17 protein-coding genes and 1 tRNA gene are annotated in these 17,231 nt (G+C 70.3%); 14 read left to right on the forward strand and 4 right to left on the reverse strand.

The features are described 5' to 3' along the window. Positions 1-147: 147 nt before the first annotated feature. On the reverse strand, positions 148-1,350 hold the full coding sequence (locus tag ACWD38_RS27600) for a hypothetical protein (RefSeq protein ID WP_450125230.1): 1,203 nt from the start codon (positions 1,348-1,350) through the stop codon (positions 148-150). 224 nt (positions 1,351-1,574) lie between these two features. On the opposite strand from ACWD38_RS27600, the gene ACWD38_RS27605 reads away from it, so the two are divergent. Continuing rightward, positions 1,575-3,194, forward strand: a complete 1,620-nt coding sequence (locus ACWD38_RS27605; RefSeq protein WP_450125231.1) for an acyltransferase family protein — start codon at positions 1,575-1,577, stop codon at positions 3,192-3,194. Between the two features lie 22 nt (positions 3,195-3,216). Next, entirely contained in the window at positions 3,217-3,879 is a 663-nt protein-coding gene (gene msrA, locus ACWD38_RS27610) for a peptide-methionine (S)-S-oxide reductase MsrA (protein ID WP_184483900.1), read from the forward strand. Positions 3,880-4,045: 166 nt separating this feature from the next. Here msrA and ACWD38_RS27615 read toward each other — a convergent pair whose 3' ends face one another. Then, on the reverse strand, positions 4,046-4,597 hold the full coding sequence (locus tag ACWD38_RS27615) for a lytic polysaccharide monooxygenase auxiliary activity family 9 protein (protein WP_246457114.1): 552 nt from the start codon (positions 4,595-4,597) through the stop codon (positions 4,046-4,048). A gap of 243 nt (positions 4,598-4,840) precedes the next feature. Here ACWD38_RS27615 and ACWD38_RS27620 point away from each other — a divergent pair, with 243 nt between their 5' ends. Then, positions 4,841-5,050, forward strand: a complete 210-nt coding sequence (locus ACWD38_RS27620; RefSeq protein WP_184483896.1) for a dodecin — start codon at positions 4,841-4,843, stop codon at positions 5,048-5,050. Positions 5,051-5,102: 52 nt separating this feature from the next. On the opposite strand, the gene ACWD38_RS27625 is transcribed toward ACWD38_RS27620, so the two are convergent. Together ACWD38_RS27625 and ACWD38_RS27630 are read right to left on the reverse strand one after the other, a co-directional pair. Next, a tRNA-Gly gene (locus ACWD38_RS27625) sits at positions 5,103-5,175 on the reverse strand. Positions 5,176-5,277: 102 nt separating this feature from the next. Next, positions 5,278-5,685, reverse strand: a complete 408-nt coding sequence (locus ACWD38_RS27630; protein ID WP_184483894.1) for a TIGR03618 family F420-dependent PPOX class oxidoreductase — start codon at positions 5,683-5,685, stop codon at positions 5,278-5,280. A gap of 331 nt (positions 5,686-6,016) precedes the next feature. Here ACWD38_RS27630 and ACWD38_RS27635 point away from each other — a divergent pair, with 331 nt between their 5' ends. The 11 genes from ACWD38_RS27635 (at position 6,017) to ACWD38_RS27685 (ending at position 17,083) form a co-directional block, all read left to right on the forward strand. Continuing rightward, positions 6,017-6,454 (forward strand): DUF983 domain-containing protein, encoded by a 438-nt coding sequence (locus ACWD38_RS27635; protein WP_184483892.1) that lies wholly within the window; start codon positions 6,017-6,019, stop codon positions 6,452-6,454. Positions 6,455-6,493: 39 nt separating this feature from the next. Further along, entirely contained in the window at positions 6,494-7,345 is an 852-nt protein-coding gene (locus ACWD38_RS27640) for an Fpg/Nei family DNA glycosylase (protein WP_450125232.1), read from the forward strand. A 144-nt stretch (positions 7,346-7,489) separates the two neighbouring features. Then, positions 7,490-8,737 (forward strand): GAF domain-containing sensor histidine kinase, encoded by a 1,248-nt coding sequence (locus ACWD38_RS27645; RefSeq protein WP_450125233.1) that lies wholly within the window; start codon positions 7,490-7,492, stop codon positions 8,735-8,737. 63 nt (positions 8,738-8,800) lie between these two features. Beyond that, entirely contained in the window at positions 8,801-9,700 is a 900-nt protein-coding gene (locus tag ACWD38_RS27650) for a S49 family peptidase (RefSeq protein ID WP_184483886.1), read from the forward strand. Between the two features lie 359 nt (positions 9,701-10,059). Then, the gene (locus tag ACWD38_RS27655) at positions 10,060-10,869 is read left to right on the forward strand and encodes a LytR/AlgR family response regulator transcription factor (protein WP_343071633.1); all 810 of its coding nucleotides are present in this window, start codon (positions 10,060-10,062) and stop codon (positions 10,867-10,869) included. A 118-nt stretch (positions 10,870-10,987) separates the two neighbouring features. Continuing rightward, complete coding sequence (locus tag ACWD38_RS27660; protein WP_246457113.1) at positions 10,988-11,293, forward strand: hypothetical protein; 306 nt, start codon at positions 10,988-10,990, stop codon at positions 11,291-11,293. Positions 11,294-11,295: 2 nt separating this feature from the next. After that, positions 11,296-13,092, forward strand: a complete 1,797-nt coding sequence (locus ACWD38_RS27665; RefSeq protein WP_343071632.1) for a sodium/solute symporter — start codon at positions 11,296-11,298, stop codon at positions 13,090-13,092. A 503-nt stretch (positions 13,093-13,595) separates the two neighbouring features. Further along, positions 13,596-13,946, forward strand: coding sequence for a DUF485 domain-containing protein (locus ACWD38_RS27670; protein ID WP_184483882.1), 351 nt, complete (start codon positions 13,596-13,598; stop codon positions 13,944-13,946). 110 nt (positions 13,947-14,056) lie between these two features. Further along, positions 14,057-15,589 carry a solute symporter family protein gene (locus ACWD38_RS27675; RefSeq protein ID WP_246458520.1) on the forward strand — a complete coding sequence of 511 codons (1,533 nt, stop codon included), beginning with the start codon at positions 14,057-14,059 and terminating at the stop codon, positions 15,587-15,589. A 232-nt stretch (positions 15,590-15,821) separates the two neighbouring features. Further along, positions 15,822-16,163: a rhodanese-like domain-containing protein gene (locus ACWD38_RS27680; protein WP_184485953.1), complete on the forward strand. Its 342-nt coding sequence runs from the start codon at positions 15,822-15,824 to the stop codon at positions 16,161-16,163. Continuing rightward, positions 16,160-17,083 (forward strand): DUF4328 domain-containing protein, encoded by a 924-nt coding sequence (locus tag ACWD38_RS27685; protein ID WP_450125234.1) that lies wholly within the window; start codon positions 16,160-16,162, stop codon positions 17,081-17,083. The genes ACWD38_RS27680 and ACWD38_RS27685 overlap by 4 nt, the downstream gene beginning before the upstream one ends. Positions 17,084-17,231 lie beyond the last annotated feature (148 nt).

A 17,231-nucleotide genomic window follows, 5' to 3' on the forward strand; every position in this document is an offset into this window, starting at 1 on the left:
TCAGCGGCTTCCTCGCGAGGACAGCTTTTTTCCTCGTGGCGGAGCCACTTGGAAAAAAGATCCCGCAGCGAGGAAGCCGCTGAGGTTCCGCTACCGCACCACCACAGCAAAACAAGCCGTGGAAGCAGTCAATTGCTGATGGGAAATTCAGTCGCGGACCGTGGGCGGGGTCTGGGCGAGCTGCTGGTCGAGCAGCTGCTTGAACGCCGTCTCCGCGGCCGCCTTGTCCTGCGCGCTGACGTCGACGATGATCGCCCAGCCGTGCGCGACGTAGGCGGTGCGGTACACGCCGCCGCCGGTCGTCATCACCTCGACGCCCTGGTAGGAGAGGTCCTCGTTGACGCTGAGGCCCTGCTGGTCGTCCAAGTAGGCCTGCGCCACGGCCTGCGCCGCCGTCGGGTCCGGCATCCGCACGGTGAGCAGCACCGACGTCGCTGCGCCGTCGCTGCGGCTGAAGAAGCCGTCGATCAAGCCGCCCTGCAGCGCGGCGTTGCGCACCGGATCGCGCAGCACGCCCGCCTTCGGGCTGTTCTCCAGCGCCGGGCGGTCCAGCGGCCCGTTGTACGGGTGCGGCTGACCGGGCGGCGGGGCGACCAGCACCTCGGGGGTGGCCACCGGCGCGGGCTTCGCGGCCGGCGGCTCCGGCAGCGGTTCGGGCGTCGGCACCGGCGGCGCCTGCTGCTCCGTCGGCTGCGGCGGCGCCGCCTCGTCGCCACCGGAGGTGAAGTAGAAGACGCCGGCGACGATGACTCCGACCAGCAGCACCGCGCCGAGCGAGATGCCCGCGATGGTCTTGCCCTTCGAGGAGCCGTCGCCGACCTCGAAGACCTCCGGGCCCTGGCGCATCCAGCTGGTGTCGCCGTGCTCCGGTGCCGGCGGCTGATCCGGGTCACCCCAGGGCGAACCGGCGTTCTCGCCGGTGTTCCAACCCGGCTGCTGGTTCCACTGCGGCTGCGGCTGCTGCCCCCACTGCTGGGGCTGCTGCTGGCCGACGTTGACGACCTGCGTGCTCTCCGACTGCTGCGCCATCGGGTTCTGCACGACCTGCGTGGACTCGTTCGACGGCTGCGGCTGCTGCGGTTGCTGGGCGGCCTGCGCGCCTTGCGCGGCGGCGGCGCCCCAGTTGAACGCGGGAGGGAACGGGCTCGGGTTCTGCTGGCCACCGGGCGGGGTCCCCTGTTGGGGGAAGCCACCGGAAGGAGTTCCGGGCTGCTGCGGGAAGTCGCCTGACGCGGGTCCGCCCTGCGACCTGCCGATCAACGCGTCCCGCCGGGAGCGGTACTCCTCGGCGGAGATCCTGCCTGCCGCGAGTTCGGCGTCGAGATTGTGCAGCTCGTCTTGCCAGGTCACCGATGCGCCCTTTCCGGTTTTCACGAGTCGCTGCCGATGTGCGATCGCCCGTCATTTTGCACCCCCCAGTGCGCGCGCGATGCACCGGCCGGATAACGATCCGGGCGGTGTGAGCAGTGCGCGCGGCCTCGGTCGCCGAAACGGGCGCCGAGATCACGGTGTCACCCGATACGCTACTCCGTGTTGAGGGCGGGTTCGAGGGTGACTTCCTGGGGGTGAAGCGGGTGGGCACGGTGCGTGTCGAGCACGCTCACCCGGAGCGCTTCGCCGACCCCGCGCACGGTTTCGCGTGGATCCGCATGATCGGCGCGTTGCTGGTGATCTACGGGCACAGTTCTCCGCTGGCCGGATCGGGCGAGCTGTTCCCGCCGGAATGGCCGGTGCAGCCCGATGAGGGCGTGCTCATGGGTTTTTTCGCGATGAGCGGCTTTCAGATCGCGGAGAGCTGGATTCGCGATCCGCACCCCGTTCGATTCGCCGCGAAACGAGTGCTGCGGCTGTGGCCGCCGATGCTCACCGTCACGCTGGGCCTGGCGCTGGTCGTCGGTCCGCTGGTGACGACGCTGCCGGTGGGGGAGTACTTCGCCGCGCGCGACACCTGGGGTTACGTCGTCAACAACGCCGGGTTGCTGACGTTGAAGCACGAACTTCCCGGAGTGTTCACCGGGAATCCGTGGCCGGACGCGGTGAACGGCTCGCTGTGGACGCTGCCGATGGAGCTGCTCGCCTACGGCGGTCTGTACGTGCTGCTGCTGGCGGGCGCGGCGAAGCAGCGGTGGCGGTGGCTGGCGGTCGTGGCGCTGGCCGCGCTCGTGGTGTGGGACCGCTACCTGGAGCAGGACCCGGGCGCGGAGTCCGCGGGCTCGATGCTGAGCGTCCCGGTGGAATCGCTGGTCGCGTTCCTGGTGGCGTTCGCCTTCGGCGTCGTGCTGAACCTGTACCGGATCCCGCTGTCGCCGACCGCCGCCGTCGCGGCGCTGGCCGTGCTCGTGGCCATGCCGAACAGCATCTCCGCCTCGTTCCTGATGGTGTTCGCGGCCAGCTACGCGGTGGTGGTCGCCGGGCACTTCTGGCCCGCGCGGCTCACGGTCCCGGGACTGTTCGTCAACGGCAGCTACGGCGTCTACGTGTGGGGCTTCCCCGTCCAGCAGCTGCTGGCGATGGCGGGCATCGCGAACCAGTACCTGATGCTGCTGTGCGCGGCGCCGATCGCCTACGTGCTGGGCACGTTGTCGTGGGTGTTCGTCGAGGAGCCGACGATGCGGCTGCGGCACTACATCGCACCGGAGTCCCGGTCGCGCGGTGACCGCGACCGGTTCCGCGACGACGACGCGGATCGCGACGACCGGGCCTGGGACGACGACGGTCGCGACCGCGACGACTGGGACCGCGACGACTGGGACTACGACGACCTGGACGAGGAGTACGACCGGGACGACGCGTACGACCGGCGTGACCGCAGCGACCGCGACCGGCACCGGGACTACGACGACCCCGGAACCGGCGACCGGGAAGCGGAGCGCACCGCCGTCCGGGACGCCGCCGAGCGGGCACGCTCCACCCCGCCCCCCGCCGACCGGCGGGCGCCGGTTCCCGGCGACGCGGCGGAGACCGAGCGCAACTTCCCCCCGGCCGGGCCCGCGTCGGAACCGGCGGAGCTCTGGCCGACGGAGGACCCGGTCGAGCCCGCGCCGCGCCACGGCCGCTCCGGCGACCTCGGCGGACCCGCCGTCCCCGCTCCGCCGCGTCGCGGCAGGCACGCCGCGCGCCGCCCGGATCCGCCGATGGCGGAGGAGGAGACCCGGCCGCTGGGCAGGGTCTCCCGGTCGGCCGACCACCCCTGATCCCGCGCGTAGCATCGGGGGCATGGCGCTGTTCTTCGGTGACAGGATCCGCATGATCGACCCGGACGAGGCGTTGCCGGGCCGCTCCACCCCGCTCCCGGTGCCCGAGCGGCACGCGGTGTTCGGCGACCGCACGATCGTCCCGCCCTTCCCGCAGGGCACCGAGTCGCTGGTCGTGGGCATGGGCTGCTTCTGGGGCGCGGAGCGGATCTTCTGGCGGACCGAGGGCGTGTGGACCACCGCCGTCGGTTACGCGGGCGGCTACACGCCGAACCCCACCTACGAGGAGGTGTGCAGCGGTCTGACCGGGCACACCGAGGCCGTGCTGGTCGTCTTCGACCCGGCCGTGATCGCGCTGCCCCAGGTGCTGCGGGTGTTCTGGGAGGGCCACGACCCGACGCAGGGCCTGCGCCAGGGCAACGACCGCGGCAGCCAGTACCGCTCGGCCGTCTACTACGCCGACGACGCGCAGCGCGCGGCGGTGGAGGACAGCCGCGAGCAGTACCAGGCGGCGTTGACCGCGGCGGGCCACGGCTCGATCACCACGGAGATCGCGGCGCTGGGGGAGTTCTACTACGCCGAGGGCTACCACCAGCAGTACCTGTCGGAGGCGAAGAACCCGAACGGTTACTGCGGCATCGGCGGCACCGGGGTCTCCTGCCCGGTCGGCCTGGTCGCCGAGTAGTTCCGCCGTGGGATGAATGATCGACTAATTCGAATTCATTCCCACCTATCCGCGAATTTCCCCTTTTTCCCGGTCCGATTCAAGATCGAAATCAGGGGTGCCGACGAGCTTCGTCCCGGCGTGCTGATCGCGCGCCGGGACGAAGGCCGGGGGACGGAAAAGCGGGTCAGCCGAAGTTGACGTCCGCGCAGGAGTAGAAGGCGTTCGCGGTGTCCGCGATGTCCCACACGCCGAGGATCACGTGCCGGCCGGACTTGCCTTCGGGCATCTTGCCGTCGTGGGTGTAGGTGTTCGGCGGCTGGGCGCCGCCGTAGTCGACGTCGACGAACGGGGCCGGCTCGAGCTGGTCGCGCGACAGCGGCTTGTTCGGGTCCCAGCCGTCCTTGGTGACGAAGTAGCGGAACGAGGTCGTGGAGTGCGCGGCCGTGATCTTCCACTGGAACTGGAAGTCCTGACCAGCGGCGACGTCCGTCGCGGGCCACTGGCCACCGCGCGGGTCGTCGAGCTCGGAGAAGCCCTCCTTGCCCGCGGAGCAGAGCGAGCCGTCAACGGGGCCCGCCTCGGGAAAGCCCTTCGGCCCTTCCGCGCTCTGCGGCTCCCACTGGATCGCGCCGCAGTCGTTCAGCGTCCCGTTGGAGCAGGCCTCCTGGCGGCTCGCGGGGCTCTGGACGAATCCGTGGCTGTTCGCGACACCGGATGTGAAAACCGGCAATGCCAATCCGGCAATGCTGAGCGCTGCGATACCGATCGTGCTTTTAACACGTTTCTTGAGCATGGGAGTGCTCCTTTCTGGATCGGTGCCGCAAAAGTTACTTCTCACCCTTCTGGCTTAATAGCTCCGTTCTGGGCAATATGGAGATCGGTCGAAGCGGGCTACTGGTCCAGACCTTGAGGCCGATTGGTCTAGTCCAAGATCGGGTTCGGCTTGCGGGCGGAGGTGTCCGAACCGACCATCCGGGGCATGGCAGACAACATCTATCGAGTCACCGAGATCGTCGGTTCGTCCGCGGAGGGCGTCGACGACGCGATCCGCAAAGGAGTGCGGCGAGCCGCGCAGACGTTGCGGGAGGTCGACTGGTTCGAGGTCACCGAAGTCCGCGGCCACGTCGAGAACGGCGAGGTGGCCCACTTCCAGGTCGGGCTCAAGGTCGGCTTCAAGCTGGAGAGCTGACCGGCCACGACGACGAAAAAGGCCCCGCCGAACCCGGCGGGGCCTTTCTGCGAGCGGATGACGGGACTCGAACCCGCGACCCTCACCTTGGCAAGGTGATGCGCTACCAGCTGCGCTACATCCGCATCAGAACCTTGAGGAGCTCGATCACCGGAGTGATCTCCTGCGCCCCTCGAAGCGCTGTTGAGAACACTTTAACCCATGGTTCGCGCCCCGTTGCCGGGGGGTCACCGTCGGCTCGGTCCGGCCCGCACGAGCTCGATGCGCAGCAGCACTCGGCGCTCCCGAACCATCGCCTCCCGGTAGGCCGCCCAGTCCTCGTGCTCACCGGAGACGGTGCGGTAGTAGTCCTCCAGCAGCGGCAGCGCCGCCGGCTGCTCGACGACTTCCGCGGCGCCCTCGACCTGGATCCACTCGCCGAAGAACTCGTCCGGCAGCACGCACACCCACGCGCGCGGATCGCGCCGGAGGTTGTGCGCCTTCGCGCTGCCCCCGGTGGTGCTGACGACGACGTGCCCCGCGTCGTCGACCGCGGCCAGCACCGGGCTCAACTGCGGAGTCCCGTCCGCGCGCAGCGTGCTCAGCACGGCCCGGTGGTGCTCCCGGACGAACGAACGAGCCTGGTCGAGATCCACGAAGGCCTCCCGGTGATCGTCGCCACGCGGCGGGCGACCGATGCCCCCACGGTAGCGACGCCGCCCGCGGCCGGGCCATTCGCGGATCGCGCCCGCGGAGCCGCGGTGCCACCACGCGAAACGAGTTCGGCGGCCGGTTCCGGGCGGGGCTGGTCCATTCGGCCGGTGTGATCGACAATGACCGGGTGCCGCCCGAGTTTCACCCTCCAGGCCGATGACGGGCGCGATACGGTATCGGCACGCTCGGTGACGGTGCTCGGCACCGGAACGAGTGGCGGCACGGCTGAGACGACCGATCCGAGAACGCCCGGCGTCGGGCGAGGAGGCGACGATGAACCGGGTGGTTCGGGGTTCCGACGGCAGGCTGTGGAACGTGCGTTCCAGCCTCGAGTGGTCGAACCCGATCGCGGGTGACGACTTCGAGCACGACGTCAACGGCGGGGCAGGGCCCGCGATCCTGATGTTCGGCGTGCTGATCGTGCTGGTGGCGACGTTCATCCTGTGGACACCGCCGGGCGTCTACATCCCGATCTGGCTGATCCTCGCGCTGCTCGTGGTGGTGCTGTTCTTCCCGGTGCGCTGGTTGCTGCACCGTCCTTGGACGATCATCGCCGAGACCCCCGGCGACGAGGAGGAGCACCAGCCGGAGCGCTGGGTCGGCGTGCAGCGCGGCTTCCTCAACGTGCGCCAGGAGACCGCGAAGATCGCTCGTCAGATCGAGCTCTACGCGGAACCCGACATGAACGGATCGTTGCAGCCGACCGAGTGATCGGACGCCGCCACCGGTGGATCTTGGCAGACTGGTGGAGTGCCTGAGCTGCCGGAAGTCGAGGCGTTGGCGCGCCACCTGCGGGACCACGCGGTGGGGCGCGCCGTGGCGCGGGTCGACGTGGCGTCGTTGAGCGTGCTCAAGACCGCCGATCCGCCGTACTCCGCGTTGCACGGCCGGACGGTCACCGCCGCCGCCCGGCACGGCAAGCACCTGGACCTGGACTGCGACGGCGTGCACCTGGTGGCGCACCTCGCGCGCGCCGGGTGGCTGCGCTGGTCCGACTCGGTCTCGCCCGCCCCGCCGAAGCCGGGGCGCGGGCCGATCGCGCTGCGGGTGCACCTCGGCGGGCCCGGTTTCGACCTCACCGAGGCGGGCACGCAGAAGAAGCTCGCGGTGTGGATCGTGCGCGACCCGGTGGAGGTGCCGGGCGTGGCGCGGCTGGGGCCGGACGCGCTGGCGGTGACCGTGGACGAGTTCGCCGCGGTGCTCGCCGGGCGTACCGAGCGGATCAAGACCGTGCTCACCGACCAGTCCCGGCTGGCGGGCATCGGCAACGCGTACTCCGACGAGATCCTGCACCGCGCCCGGCTCTCCCCGTTCGCCACCGCGGGCAAGCTCGACGAGGAGTCGGTGGGACGGCTGTTCGCGTCGCTGCGGGAGGTGCTCACCGACGCGGTGGAGCGCTCGGCGCACCAGGACGCGGCGCGGTTGAAGGCGGAGAAGCGCTCCGGGCTGCGGGTGCACGGGCGGACCGGACTGCCCTGCCCGGTGTGCGGTGACCTGGTGCGGGAGGTCTCGTTCGCGGACCGCTCGCTGCAGTACTGCCCCACCTGCCAGACCGGCGGGAAGAAGCTCGCGGACCGGCGGATGTCGCGGCTGCTGAAGTGATCCGGACCGATCTCGTCCGGGTGCGTTCGTTCGGCTCAGCGGAGGGGGCCGAACGGAGGGCGCGGCAACCGCTCACCGAGGGGATCGGCCTACCCAGCGTAGTCTTCTTGATTCTATGAGTGTCGGGGAAGAATACTGGTGGGCGTGCCGGAGCTGTTGACCGAGCGGACCGTGCTGACCGCGCTCGCCGCCCTCGCCGTGCTCGGAATGTTCGTACTGCTGTGCCGTTCGCGCCGGGTGAGCACCTCGGTGGAGGACGCGATGCTGACGGCCTTGCACCACGTGACGGGAGCCGCGCCGTTCCTGCGATCGGGCATGACGCAGGAATCGGCGGACAAGACCGCGCCCCACCTGCGCGAGCTGCTCTCGTGCGTGGCGGTGGGGGTGGTCGACGCCGACGGGACGCTGCTGAGCTGGGACGGCGACGCCAACGAGCACTACGCCGACCTGCGCGGCAAGATCGAAGTGGCGCTGCGCGACGGCAAGCGGGAGTACGTCGACCACACCGACCTGCTGTGCGACCAGCGGCCCTGCCTGATGCGGTACGGGGTCGTGGTGCCGCTGGAGGTCTCCGGGGAGATCCGCGGCGTGCTGGTCATCATCAGCGGCGGCGACCGCAAGCGGCTGCTGCGCGCCGCCAGCGAGGTCGCCCACCACGTGTCGACGCACCTGGAGCTCGCGGAGCTGCAGGAGTCGAAGGAGAAGCTGGCGCACGCCGAGGTGCGCGCGCTGCGGGCGCAGATCTCCCCGCACTTCATCTACAACGCGCTCAACACCATCTCCTCGCAGATCCGCAACGACCCGGAGCAGGCCCGCGACCTGTTGATGGAGTTCGCGGACTTCACCCGCTACTCGTTCCGCTCCACCGGGCTCTACACGACGCTGGCCGACGAGATCCGCAACATCGACCGCTACCTGATCCTGGAGCGCGCCCGGTTCGGCCCGGACCGGCTCAAGGTGCAGCTCAAGATCGCGCCGGAGGTGCTGCCGGTGGTGGTGCCGTTCCTGGCGCTGCAGCCGCTGGTGGAGAACGCGGTGCGGCACGGGCTGGCGACCAAGCCCGGTGGCGGCACGGTGTCGGTGGTCGCCGAGGACCGCGGCTCGGAGGCGCTGATCAGCGTGGACGACGACGGCATCGGGATGGACCCGAACCGGCTGGACGTCGAGTTGGCGAACGCGCACCTGACGGGCGCCCACGTGGGCCTGGGCAACATCAACAACCGGATGCGCGCGACCTTCGGCGACGACTACGGCCTGGTCGTGGAGACCGCGGAGAACGCGGGCATGAAGGTGATCATGCGGGTGCCGAAGTTCGCGCCCGGCGTGCTGCCGCTGCCGGTGGCCGCGTTCGACGAGCCGTCCCCCGGCGCGACCGCGCAGCCCAGGCGCTGATCGGACGATTGGGGCGTCGTGCGAACCCCGCCGGGGGCGCGGGGAAGCCGGTAACGTCGGGGCATGAACGACAACGCACCGCAGAAGTTCACCGACGTCCTGACCGGCAAGCTCGCTTCGAAGCTGCCGCCGAAGCTGGCCGAGCGGGCCGAACGCGGACCGGTGGTGGCGGTGGTCAAGTTGCACGGCACGATCACGCCGACCCCCGGGCCCGTCAACCGCGGCACCATCTCGATGCAGACCACCGAGTCGGCGCTGACCAGGGCGTTCAACCACGACCGGCTGTCCGCGGTGGTGCTGTCGATCAACTCTCCTGGTGGCGCGCCCACCCAGTCCGCGCTGGTCGCGGACCGGATTCGCGGGCTGGCCGCCGAGAAGGAGGTGCCGGTGCTGGCGTTCTGCGAGGACGTCGCCGCCTCCGGCGGGTACTGGCTGGCGTGCGCGGCCGACGAGATCTACGCGCACCGCACCTCGATGGTCGGGTCGGTCGGCGTGGTCAGCGCGAGCTTCGGGCTCAACGGGCTGCTGGAGCGCATCGGCGTGGAGCGCCGCGTCTACACGGCGGGCGAGAACAAGGTCCGGCTGGACCCGTTCAGCCCGGAGAAGGACGAGGACGTGCGCTGGCTGCACGGCCTGCAGAACGAGCTGCACGAGCAGTTCACCGACTGGGTCCGGGAGCGGCGCGGCGACAAGCTCAGCAGCACCGAGGAGCTGTTCACCGGTGAGGTGTGGACGGGAGCCAAGGCCAAGGAGCTCGGCCTCGTCGACGGCCTGGGCACGCTGCGCGGCATCGTGAAGGAGAAGTTCCCGAAGGCGCACCTCGTGGACGTCGAACCGCGCAAGCCGCTGCTGGCCCGGCTCAGCGCGAGCGGTCCCGGTGCCCGGCTCGGTCTCGGGGCCTCGGCGTCCTCGCTGGTGGAGGCACTGGAGCAGCGCGCGCAGTGGTCCCGCTTCGGACTGTGAGCGCCCGGCGGAGCGCGGCGGCGGACGGCCGCCTGCCGCGTTTCGCCGACCCCGCCGCCTCCGTGTCCGGTCGAACACCGTACGTTGATTCCGCGGCGTGACACACCTCACTCAGCCGTGCCCGGCGGCGTGCCCTGTGTCGCTCGGCCGAGTGATGCCACGATGATCTGCGCAGCGGCTGCCACGGCATCGCTCGGCGACGCCGCACGTGCGGGCCGGAGATCCGCGACATCGTCGTCGTGGTGCACCGAGCCGAGAGATCTGATCGTGGACAGTGCGCCACCCGGCGCGGCAGGATTGGCGTTACAGTGAGTATTCAACCGGACACGAATGTTCAACCCGGCGCCTCGGGCTTAGTCGTGCTGGCTGTGGACGACGAGATGGCCGGGCTCGACGAGATGAAGTTCCTGCTGGAGAAAAACCCGCGGGTGGCGCGGGTCCTCCTCGCGTTCGACGCGGCCGAGGCGTTGCGCCTGCTGCGCAGCGACGACCAGCTGCGCTCCCGGGACAGCGAGGAGTCCGTCGTGGACGCGGTGTTCGCCGACGTGTCCATGCCGGGGCTCAGCGGCATGGAGCTGGCCAGGGTCCTCAACGCCTTCAAGCAGCCGCCCTCGCTGGTGTTCATCACCGGCCACGAGGAGAACGCGCTGGAGGCGTTCGAGGTGGGCGCCCTGGACTACATCATGAAACCGGCCGACGCCGACCGCGTGGACCGCGCGCTGCGCAACATCGAGCGCACCAAGGCCGAACGCGCCGCCGGTGGCCGGCCGGACGCGCCCGCCGCGGAACTTCCCGTCACCGACGAGGACGAGGTGATCCCTGTGGAGCTGGCCGGGACGACGAAGATGGTGTCCCGCAAGACGGTGCGCTGGGTGGAGGCGCAGGGCGACTACGCGCGCCTGCACACCACCGACGGCGGCTCGCACCTGGTGCGGATTCCGCTGGCGCAGCTGGAGGAACGCTGGGCCGACGCCAACTTCATCCGGATCCACCGCTCGTACCTGGTGTCGATGTCCCTGGTCAGCGAGCTCCGCATGTCCTCGTCGGGCTACTCGGTGCTGCTCGGCGGCGGGGAACCGAAGGAGCTGCCCGTCAGCAGGCGCCACACCCGCGAGCTCAAGGACCGGTTGGTGCGCGCGCCGCGGCAGGGCTGGGGGTCGCAGGGATGAGCCGCCGCCTCCCGGCCGGTGGGGCATGACGCCGGAGCAGCAGTCGGCGAGCGCCCCCGGCGGTCGCCGGCCTCGTCGGCAGCGCGTGGTTCTGTCCGATCGGCGCCACGGAGCGCCGGTGCCCCGTACGATCATGGAGCTGGAGGAGCAGACCAGCGTCGGTGAGGTGCTGGTCCGTTATCTGGTGCGCGCGCAGCTGCGCAGCGCGCTGCTGATGACGGGGCTCCTCGCGGCGGGCCTGTTCGGCCTGCCGCTGCTGTTCTACGTGCTGCCGTCGCTGGGAGACATGGTGATCGCCGGAATCCGGTTGCCTTGGCTGGTGCTCGGGGTGTTGCCCTATCCGTTCATGGCGTTGCTCGGTTTCTGGTACTCGCGGGCCGCGGCTCGGCACGAGCGCGATTTCCTGCACATGATCGAGCGGTAGCGGTGGGTTCGGCGGTGCCGGAGGTCTCCGTTTTCTGGACGCTGGGCGGGATCGCCGTCGTGGTGGTGGCGACGTTCGCCATCGGCGCGTGGGGGTCGAGCCATGCGCGCGCCACCTCGGACCTGCACCGCGCGCGGCGGCTGGTGCGGGAGGAGCGCAACGCGGCGGCCATCTCGGGCGAGTACCTCTCGGCGGCTTCGTTCCTGGGCGTCGCCGGGCTGATCCTCAAGGACGGCTCGACCGCGCTGTGGTATCCGATCGGGTTCGCCTCCGGGTACTTGGCGGTGATGCTGTTCATCGCCGCGCCGCTGCGCCGATCCGGCGCCTACACGGTGCCCGACTTCGCCGTGGTGCGGCTGGACCTCCCGTGGCTGCGCTGGCTGACCACCGTGTTCGTGGTGCTGATCGGCTGGTTGTACCTGGTGCCGCAGTTCCAGGCGGCCGGGCTGACGTTCGCCGTGATCGCCGAGCTGCCGACCTGGGCGGGCGCGGTCGCGCTGCTGCCGGTGGTGCTGGCCAGCGTCTTCAGCGGCGGCATGCGCGCGGTGACGCTGGTGCAGGCGTTCCAGTACTGGCTGAAGCTGTTCGCGATCACGTTCCCGGCGTTCGTGCTGTTCGCCGTGTTCCTGCTCGGCGGTTCCGCGCAGGAGCGGTTGAACGCGCCCGGGCCGGTCTTCGAGCGCGACACCGACGTCGCCGTCGAGACCTCGGTGACGTTGCAGGTGACCGAGCCGACGTGGCTGCGGGTCACCGCGGAGCCGGGCGCTCCGGGCGGTCCGCTGCAGCCGGACGGCACGGCCGAGGTGTGGGTGCCGCCCGGTGACTACCAGGTCGACGCGGGCAGCTCGTTGTCGTTCGGCGCGGGCACCGCGGTACCGGTGGTGGCCGGTGCGGAGGCGGAGAACGGTTCGTGGATGCACCCGGCGAGCGCCGACCCGGCGTCGCTGGTCGGCACCTACTCGCTGATCCTCGCGACCTTCCTCGGCACGATGGGCCTGCCGCACGTGCTGGTGCGCTTCTACGCGAACCCGAGCGGGCACGGCGCCCGCCGCACGGCGCTGTTCGTGCTGATCCTGCTCGGCACCTTCTACCTGTTCCCGACTGTGCTGGGCCTGCTGTCCCGGCTGTTCGCGCCGACGTTGCTGGTGACGGGTGAGACGGACGCCGCGGTGCTGCTGCTGCCGCACGCGATGCTGGACAACTGGCTGGGCGCCTTGCTGACGGCGTTGACGGCCGCGGGCGCGTTCGCGGCGTTCGTGTCGACGTCCTCGGGCCTGGTGGTGAGCGTCGCCGGGGTGGTGGCGTCGAACTTCCAGCGGGTCAAGAACTGGCACATGCCGGTCCTGCTGCTGGTCACGGCGGTGGTGCCGACGGGTGTGGCGCTGCTGGTGGCCGAGCAGGACTTGGCGCGCAGCGTCGGGCTGGCGTTCGCGATGGCCGCTTCCACGTTCTGCCCGCTGCTGGTGCTGGGCGTGTGGTGGCGGCGGCTGACGGCGCTGGGCGCGTCGGTGGGCCTGCTGGCCGGGGGCGGTCTGGTGCTGGCCGCGCTGGCGGTGAGCGTGGTGTGGCCGCATCCGGGCGGGCTGTTCGGGGAGCTGGTCCGCCAGCCCGCGCTGGTGAGCGTGCCCGTGGCGTTCGCGGCGATGGTGCTGGTCAGCTTGGGGACGAAGCAGCAGGTCCCGGAGGGCGTCTCGCGGATGATGCTGCGGATGCACGCGCCGGACCGCCTGGGGTTCCAGGACGGCCGGGTGCGCAAGCCGGTGGTGACCAAGGAATCCGGTGGCAGGCACCGCCTCTGAGCGGGTTCGGCGGGCGTCCGCGGACGGTTCGCGCTCCGCGCAGGTCCCGCCCCGGAACCGCGACCACTCTTGTGGGGGACGGAGCAGGGCGAGATACCGGCTCCACCGCAGCTCAGCGGTTGTGCACGGAGCGCTGCCCCGGCGCTGCCGCGAGGAATCGGAGCGGGTTTCCCGCGTTCCCGCTCGCTCGGGCGGCGCCGTGCTCGGACATCCGGTTCCCTCGGACGTACCGGGCGAACCGGACGGGGCGAACCGCGCGCCCCGGCGGCCTCGACCGAGCCTGACCTGCTTGGGGGAAGCCGGAGGGAGTTGCGAGTGACAGAGGTCACTATCCGTGGTGGGCTTCTGCTGTCTGCGTCCGTTCTGATCACCCAGCGGATTGATATCAATCCACTTTCGGGGCCTTTCCAGAATCAGACGAACTACGTAGCGTTCGCGCGGCGACTAGAGACAGAGGTCACACGGCGCCGGTGAGTGCGACCTCCCGACTCAGGAGGACAACCGTGAGCTCCACGGGCCAGAGCGATCCCAGTCCCGGCATCGATGCCGAAACCTGGGCCGCTGCCCAGAACAGCCCCGAATTCGCCACGCTCCGCCAACGGCTGCGCAAGTTCGTCTTCCCGGTATCGGCGGTCTTCCTCGTCTGGTACCTGGTCTACGTCCTGCTCGCCGACTACGCCCACGGGTTCATGAGCATCAAGCTCGTCGGCAACATCAACGTCGGGCTGGTGCTCGGGCTGCTGCAGTTCGTCTCCACCTTCCTCATCACGACCCTCTACGTCCGGTACGCCAACAAGAACCTGGACCCGGTCGCCGAGCAGATCCGCGAACGCGTCGAAGGAGAGCAGCGGTGATCAGCAGAATCCAACCCTTGCTCGCCCAGCCCCACCTGGCGCAGGCGCCCGATCCCGCGTCCAACCGGTGGCTCAACATCGGCATCTTCGGACTGTTCGTCCTGGTCACCATGGTGGTGGTGTTCCGGGCGAGCCGGAACACGAAGACGGCGTCGGACTACTACGCGGCGGGACGCGCGTTCAGCGGCCCGCAGAACGGCATCGCCATCTCCGGCGACTACCTCTCGGCCGCGTCGTTCCTCGGCATCGCCGGGGCCATCGCGGTGTACGGCTACGACGGGTTCCTCTACTCGATCGGGTTCCTCGTCGCGTGGCTGGTGGCGTTGCTGCTGGTCGCGGAGCTGTTGCGGAACACCGGCCGGTACACGATGGCCGACGTGCTGAGCTTCCGGATGCGGGAGCGCCCGGTGCGGACCGCGGCCTCGCTGTCCACGCTCGCGGTGTCGTTCTTCTACCTGCTCGCCCAGATGGCCGGTGCCGGTGGCCTGATCGCGCTGCTGCTGGGCATCGAGAGCAAGGCGCAGCAGGCGATCGTGATCGCCGTGGTCGGCGCGCTGATGATCCTCTACGTGCTGGTCGGCGGCATGAAGGGCACCACCTGGGTGCAGATCATCAAGGCCGCGCTGCTGATCGCGGGCGCGTTCGTGATGACCATCTGGGTGCTGGCGAAGTTCGGCTTCAACCTCTCCGGGCTGCTCGGGTCGGCGGTGGAGCGGGCCGGTGCCGACGGCGAGAAGCTGCTCAACCCCGGCGCGCAGTACGGCGAATCCGGGGCCAGCAGGCTCGACTTCCTGTCGCTGGGCATCGCGCTGGTGCTGGGCACCGCCGGGCTGCCGCACGTGCTGATGCGCTTCTACACGGTGCCCACCGCGAAGGAAGCGCGGCGTTCGGTCGTGTGGGCGATCTGGCTGATCGGCATGTTCTACCTGTTCACGCTGGTGCTCGGGTACGGAGCGGGCGCCATGGTCGGCCCGGAGGCGATCAAGGACGCGCCGGGCGGGGTGAACTCGGCGGCGCCGCTGCTGGCGTTGCAGCTGGGCGGGCCGCTGCTGCTCGGGTTCATCTCGGCGGTCGCGTTCGCCACCATCCTCGCCGTCGTCGCGGGTCTGACGATCACCGCGTCGGCCTCGTTCGCGCACGACATCTACGCGAACGTGATCAAGAAGGGGAAGGTCGACGACAAGCAGCAGGAGGTGAAGGTCGCGCGGATCACCGCGGTGGTGATCGGCATCGTGTCGATCCTCGGCGGCATCGCGGCCAACGGCCAGAACGTGGCGTTCCTGGTGGCGCTGGCGTTCGCGGTGGCGGCCTCGGCGAATCTGCCGACGCTGCTGTACTCGCTGTTCTGGAAGCGGTTCAACACGGCCGGGGCGCTGTGGAGCATCTACGGCGGGCTCGCGATCACCATCGTGCTGATCGTGTTCTCGCCCGCGGTGAGCGGTAACGAGGACGCGATGTTCCCGTCGCTGGACTTCGCGTGGTTCCCGCTGAAGAACCCCGGCCTGATCTCGATCCCGTTGTCGTTCCTGCTCGGCTACCTCGGCACGATCCTGAGCAAGGAGCCGCACAACGCGGAGAAGTACGCCGAGATGGAGGTCCGCTCCCTCACCGGTGCCGGTGCGGAGAAGGCCACCGAGCACTGATCCGGCCGGAGTGAACGGACCGTTCGTCCAACGGGATGGGACGAACGGTCCGTTCACCCGCTCCGATCGGGCGGGTGCGTCGGGTGCTCGCCGCCGATCGGGTTTTCCGAGTGAACGGACCGTTCGTCCGAACCGGTTGGACGAACGGTCCGTTCACTTCGCCCGAGGTGTGCGCCGACACCTCACGACAGGCCCACGGCGGGCGTGGCAGCATCGGGGCGTGACTACCCCGATGCAAGTACCCGGCGTGCCGCCGGAGGAGCTGCCCGCCGACCTGCCCACCGCGAACTTCGCGCTGCTGGACGTGCGGGAGAACGACGAGTGGGCCGCCGGCCACGCGCCGGGCGCCGTGCACATCCCGATGAACGAGGTCCCACAGCGGCTCGACGAGCTGCCGGAGGCCGACCAGGTCTACGTCGTGTGCCGCTCCGGCGGTCGTTCGGCGCGGGTGACGGCGTACCTGAACGCGAACGGCTGGGACGCGGTCAACGTGGAGCGCGGCATGAACGGCTGGTCCGCCTCGGGCCGTCCCGTGGTGTCCGACGAGCCCGGCGCCGAGCCGTTCGTGCTGTGACGACTCCGCCACCGGATCGTTCGTCGGGCCTGCGGGTGGAGTGGGTCGCCACTCCACCCGGCGGCCTGCGTCCGCGTCGCCGACCCCGCTCCGCCGGGCGCTACACCGGGCCGCCGTCGTACCCGGGGGTGCCGCGGTGGGGTTTCCCGCTGCTGGGCTGGCGTTGGCCGCTGGCGTTGCCGACGCGTCCGCAGATCGATCCGGTGCAGCGGGTGACCTGGCTGTCGGCGATGGCGTGGTCGGCGTTGTGGCTGATGGCCGCGGTGTCGGGCGTGGCAGCGGTGGGCGAGGCGTGGCGGTACGTCCTGCTGCTGATGAGCCGCGGCTCGGCGCTGTCGAAGGTGGCGCTGGACCTGTCGGACACGCTGGTGGTGACGGCGGGTGTGCTGAGCTGGCTGCTCGGCTTGACCAGCGGCGTGTTCGCGGTGCTGTGGCTGCTGTGGGCGCGCAAGGCGTCGGCTCAGCGGCTGGAGGTGTCGCCGCGCCGACCGGAGTGGCAGGTCGTCGCGGGTGTGCTGGTGCCGGGCGTGAACCTGGTGGCGCCGGGGACGGCGCTGGCGGAGCTGGAGCACGGCGTGCTGGCGACCGCGGGTGATCGCCGCTTGGAGTCCCGTCCGCGCCCGTCGCGGCTGGTGGGTGCCTGGTGGATCGCGTGGGCGGTGAGCCTGGTGCTCGGCTGGGTGGCGTTCGGGTGGTCGTTCCGCGGGGGCGTGCAGGCCATGGCGGACGGCGTGGTGCTGCACTTCTGGACGGACGTCGCGGCGGCGGTGTGCGCGGTCCTCACCATGCGCGTGATCAACTACCTCACGATCTTGATCGTCCCGCCGGACCCGACGCTGCTGCCGCGCCACCGGGTCCTCGGCGTCAAGGACGCCCCGAAGCCACCACGCCCGGACCGCCCCTCCACAGCAGCCCGCTGACTGCCTGTCTTTGATCTTGGCGTGCGCAGTGGGTCGCTCAGCGGAACCTCAGCGGCTTCCTCGCTGCGGGATCGATTTCTGATGTATGTCCGATACACGGCGAAATCGCTGTCCTCGCGAGGAAGCCGCTGAGAACCCGCCGGTGGTC

This window comes from Saccharopolyspora sp. NPDC002578, assembly GCF_053592695.1.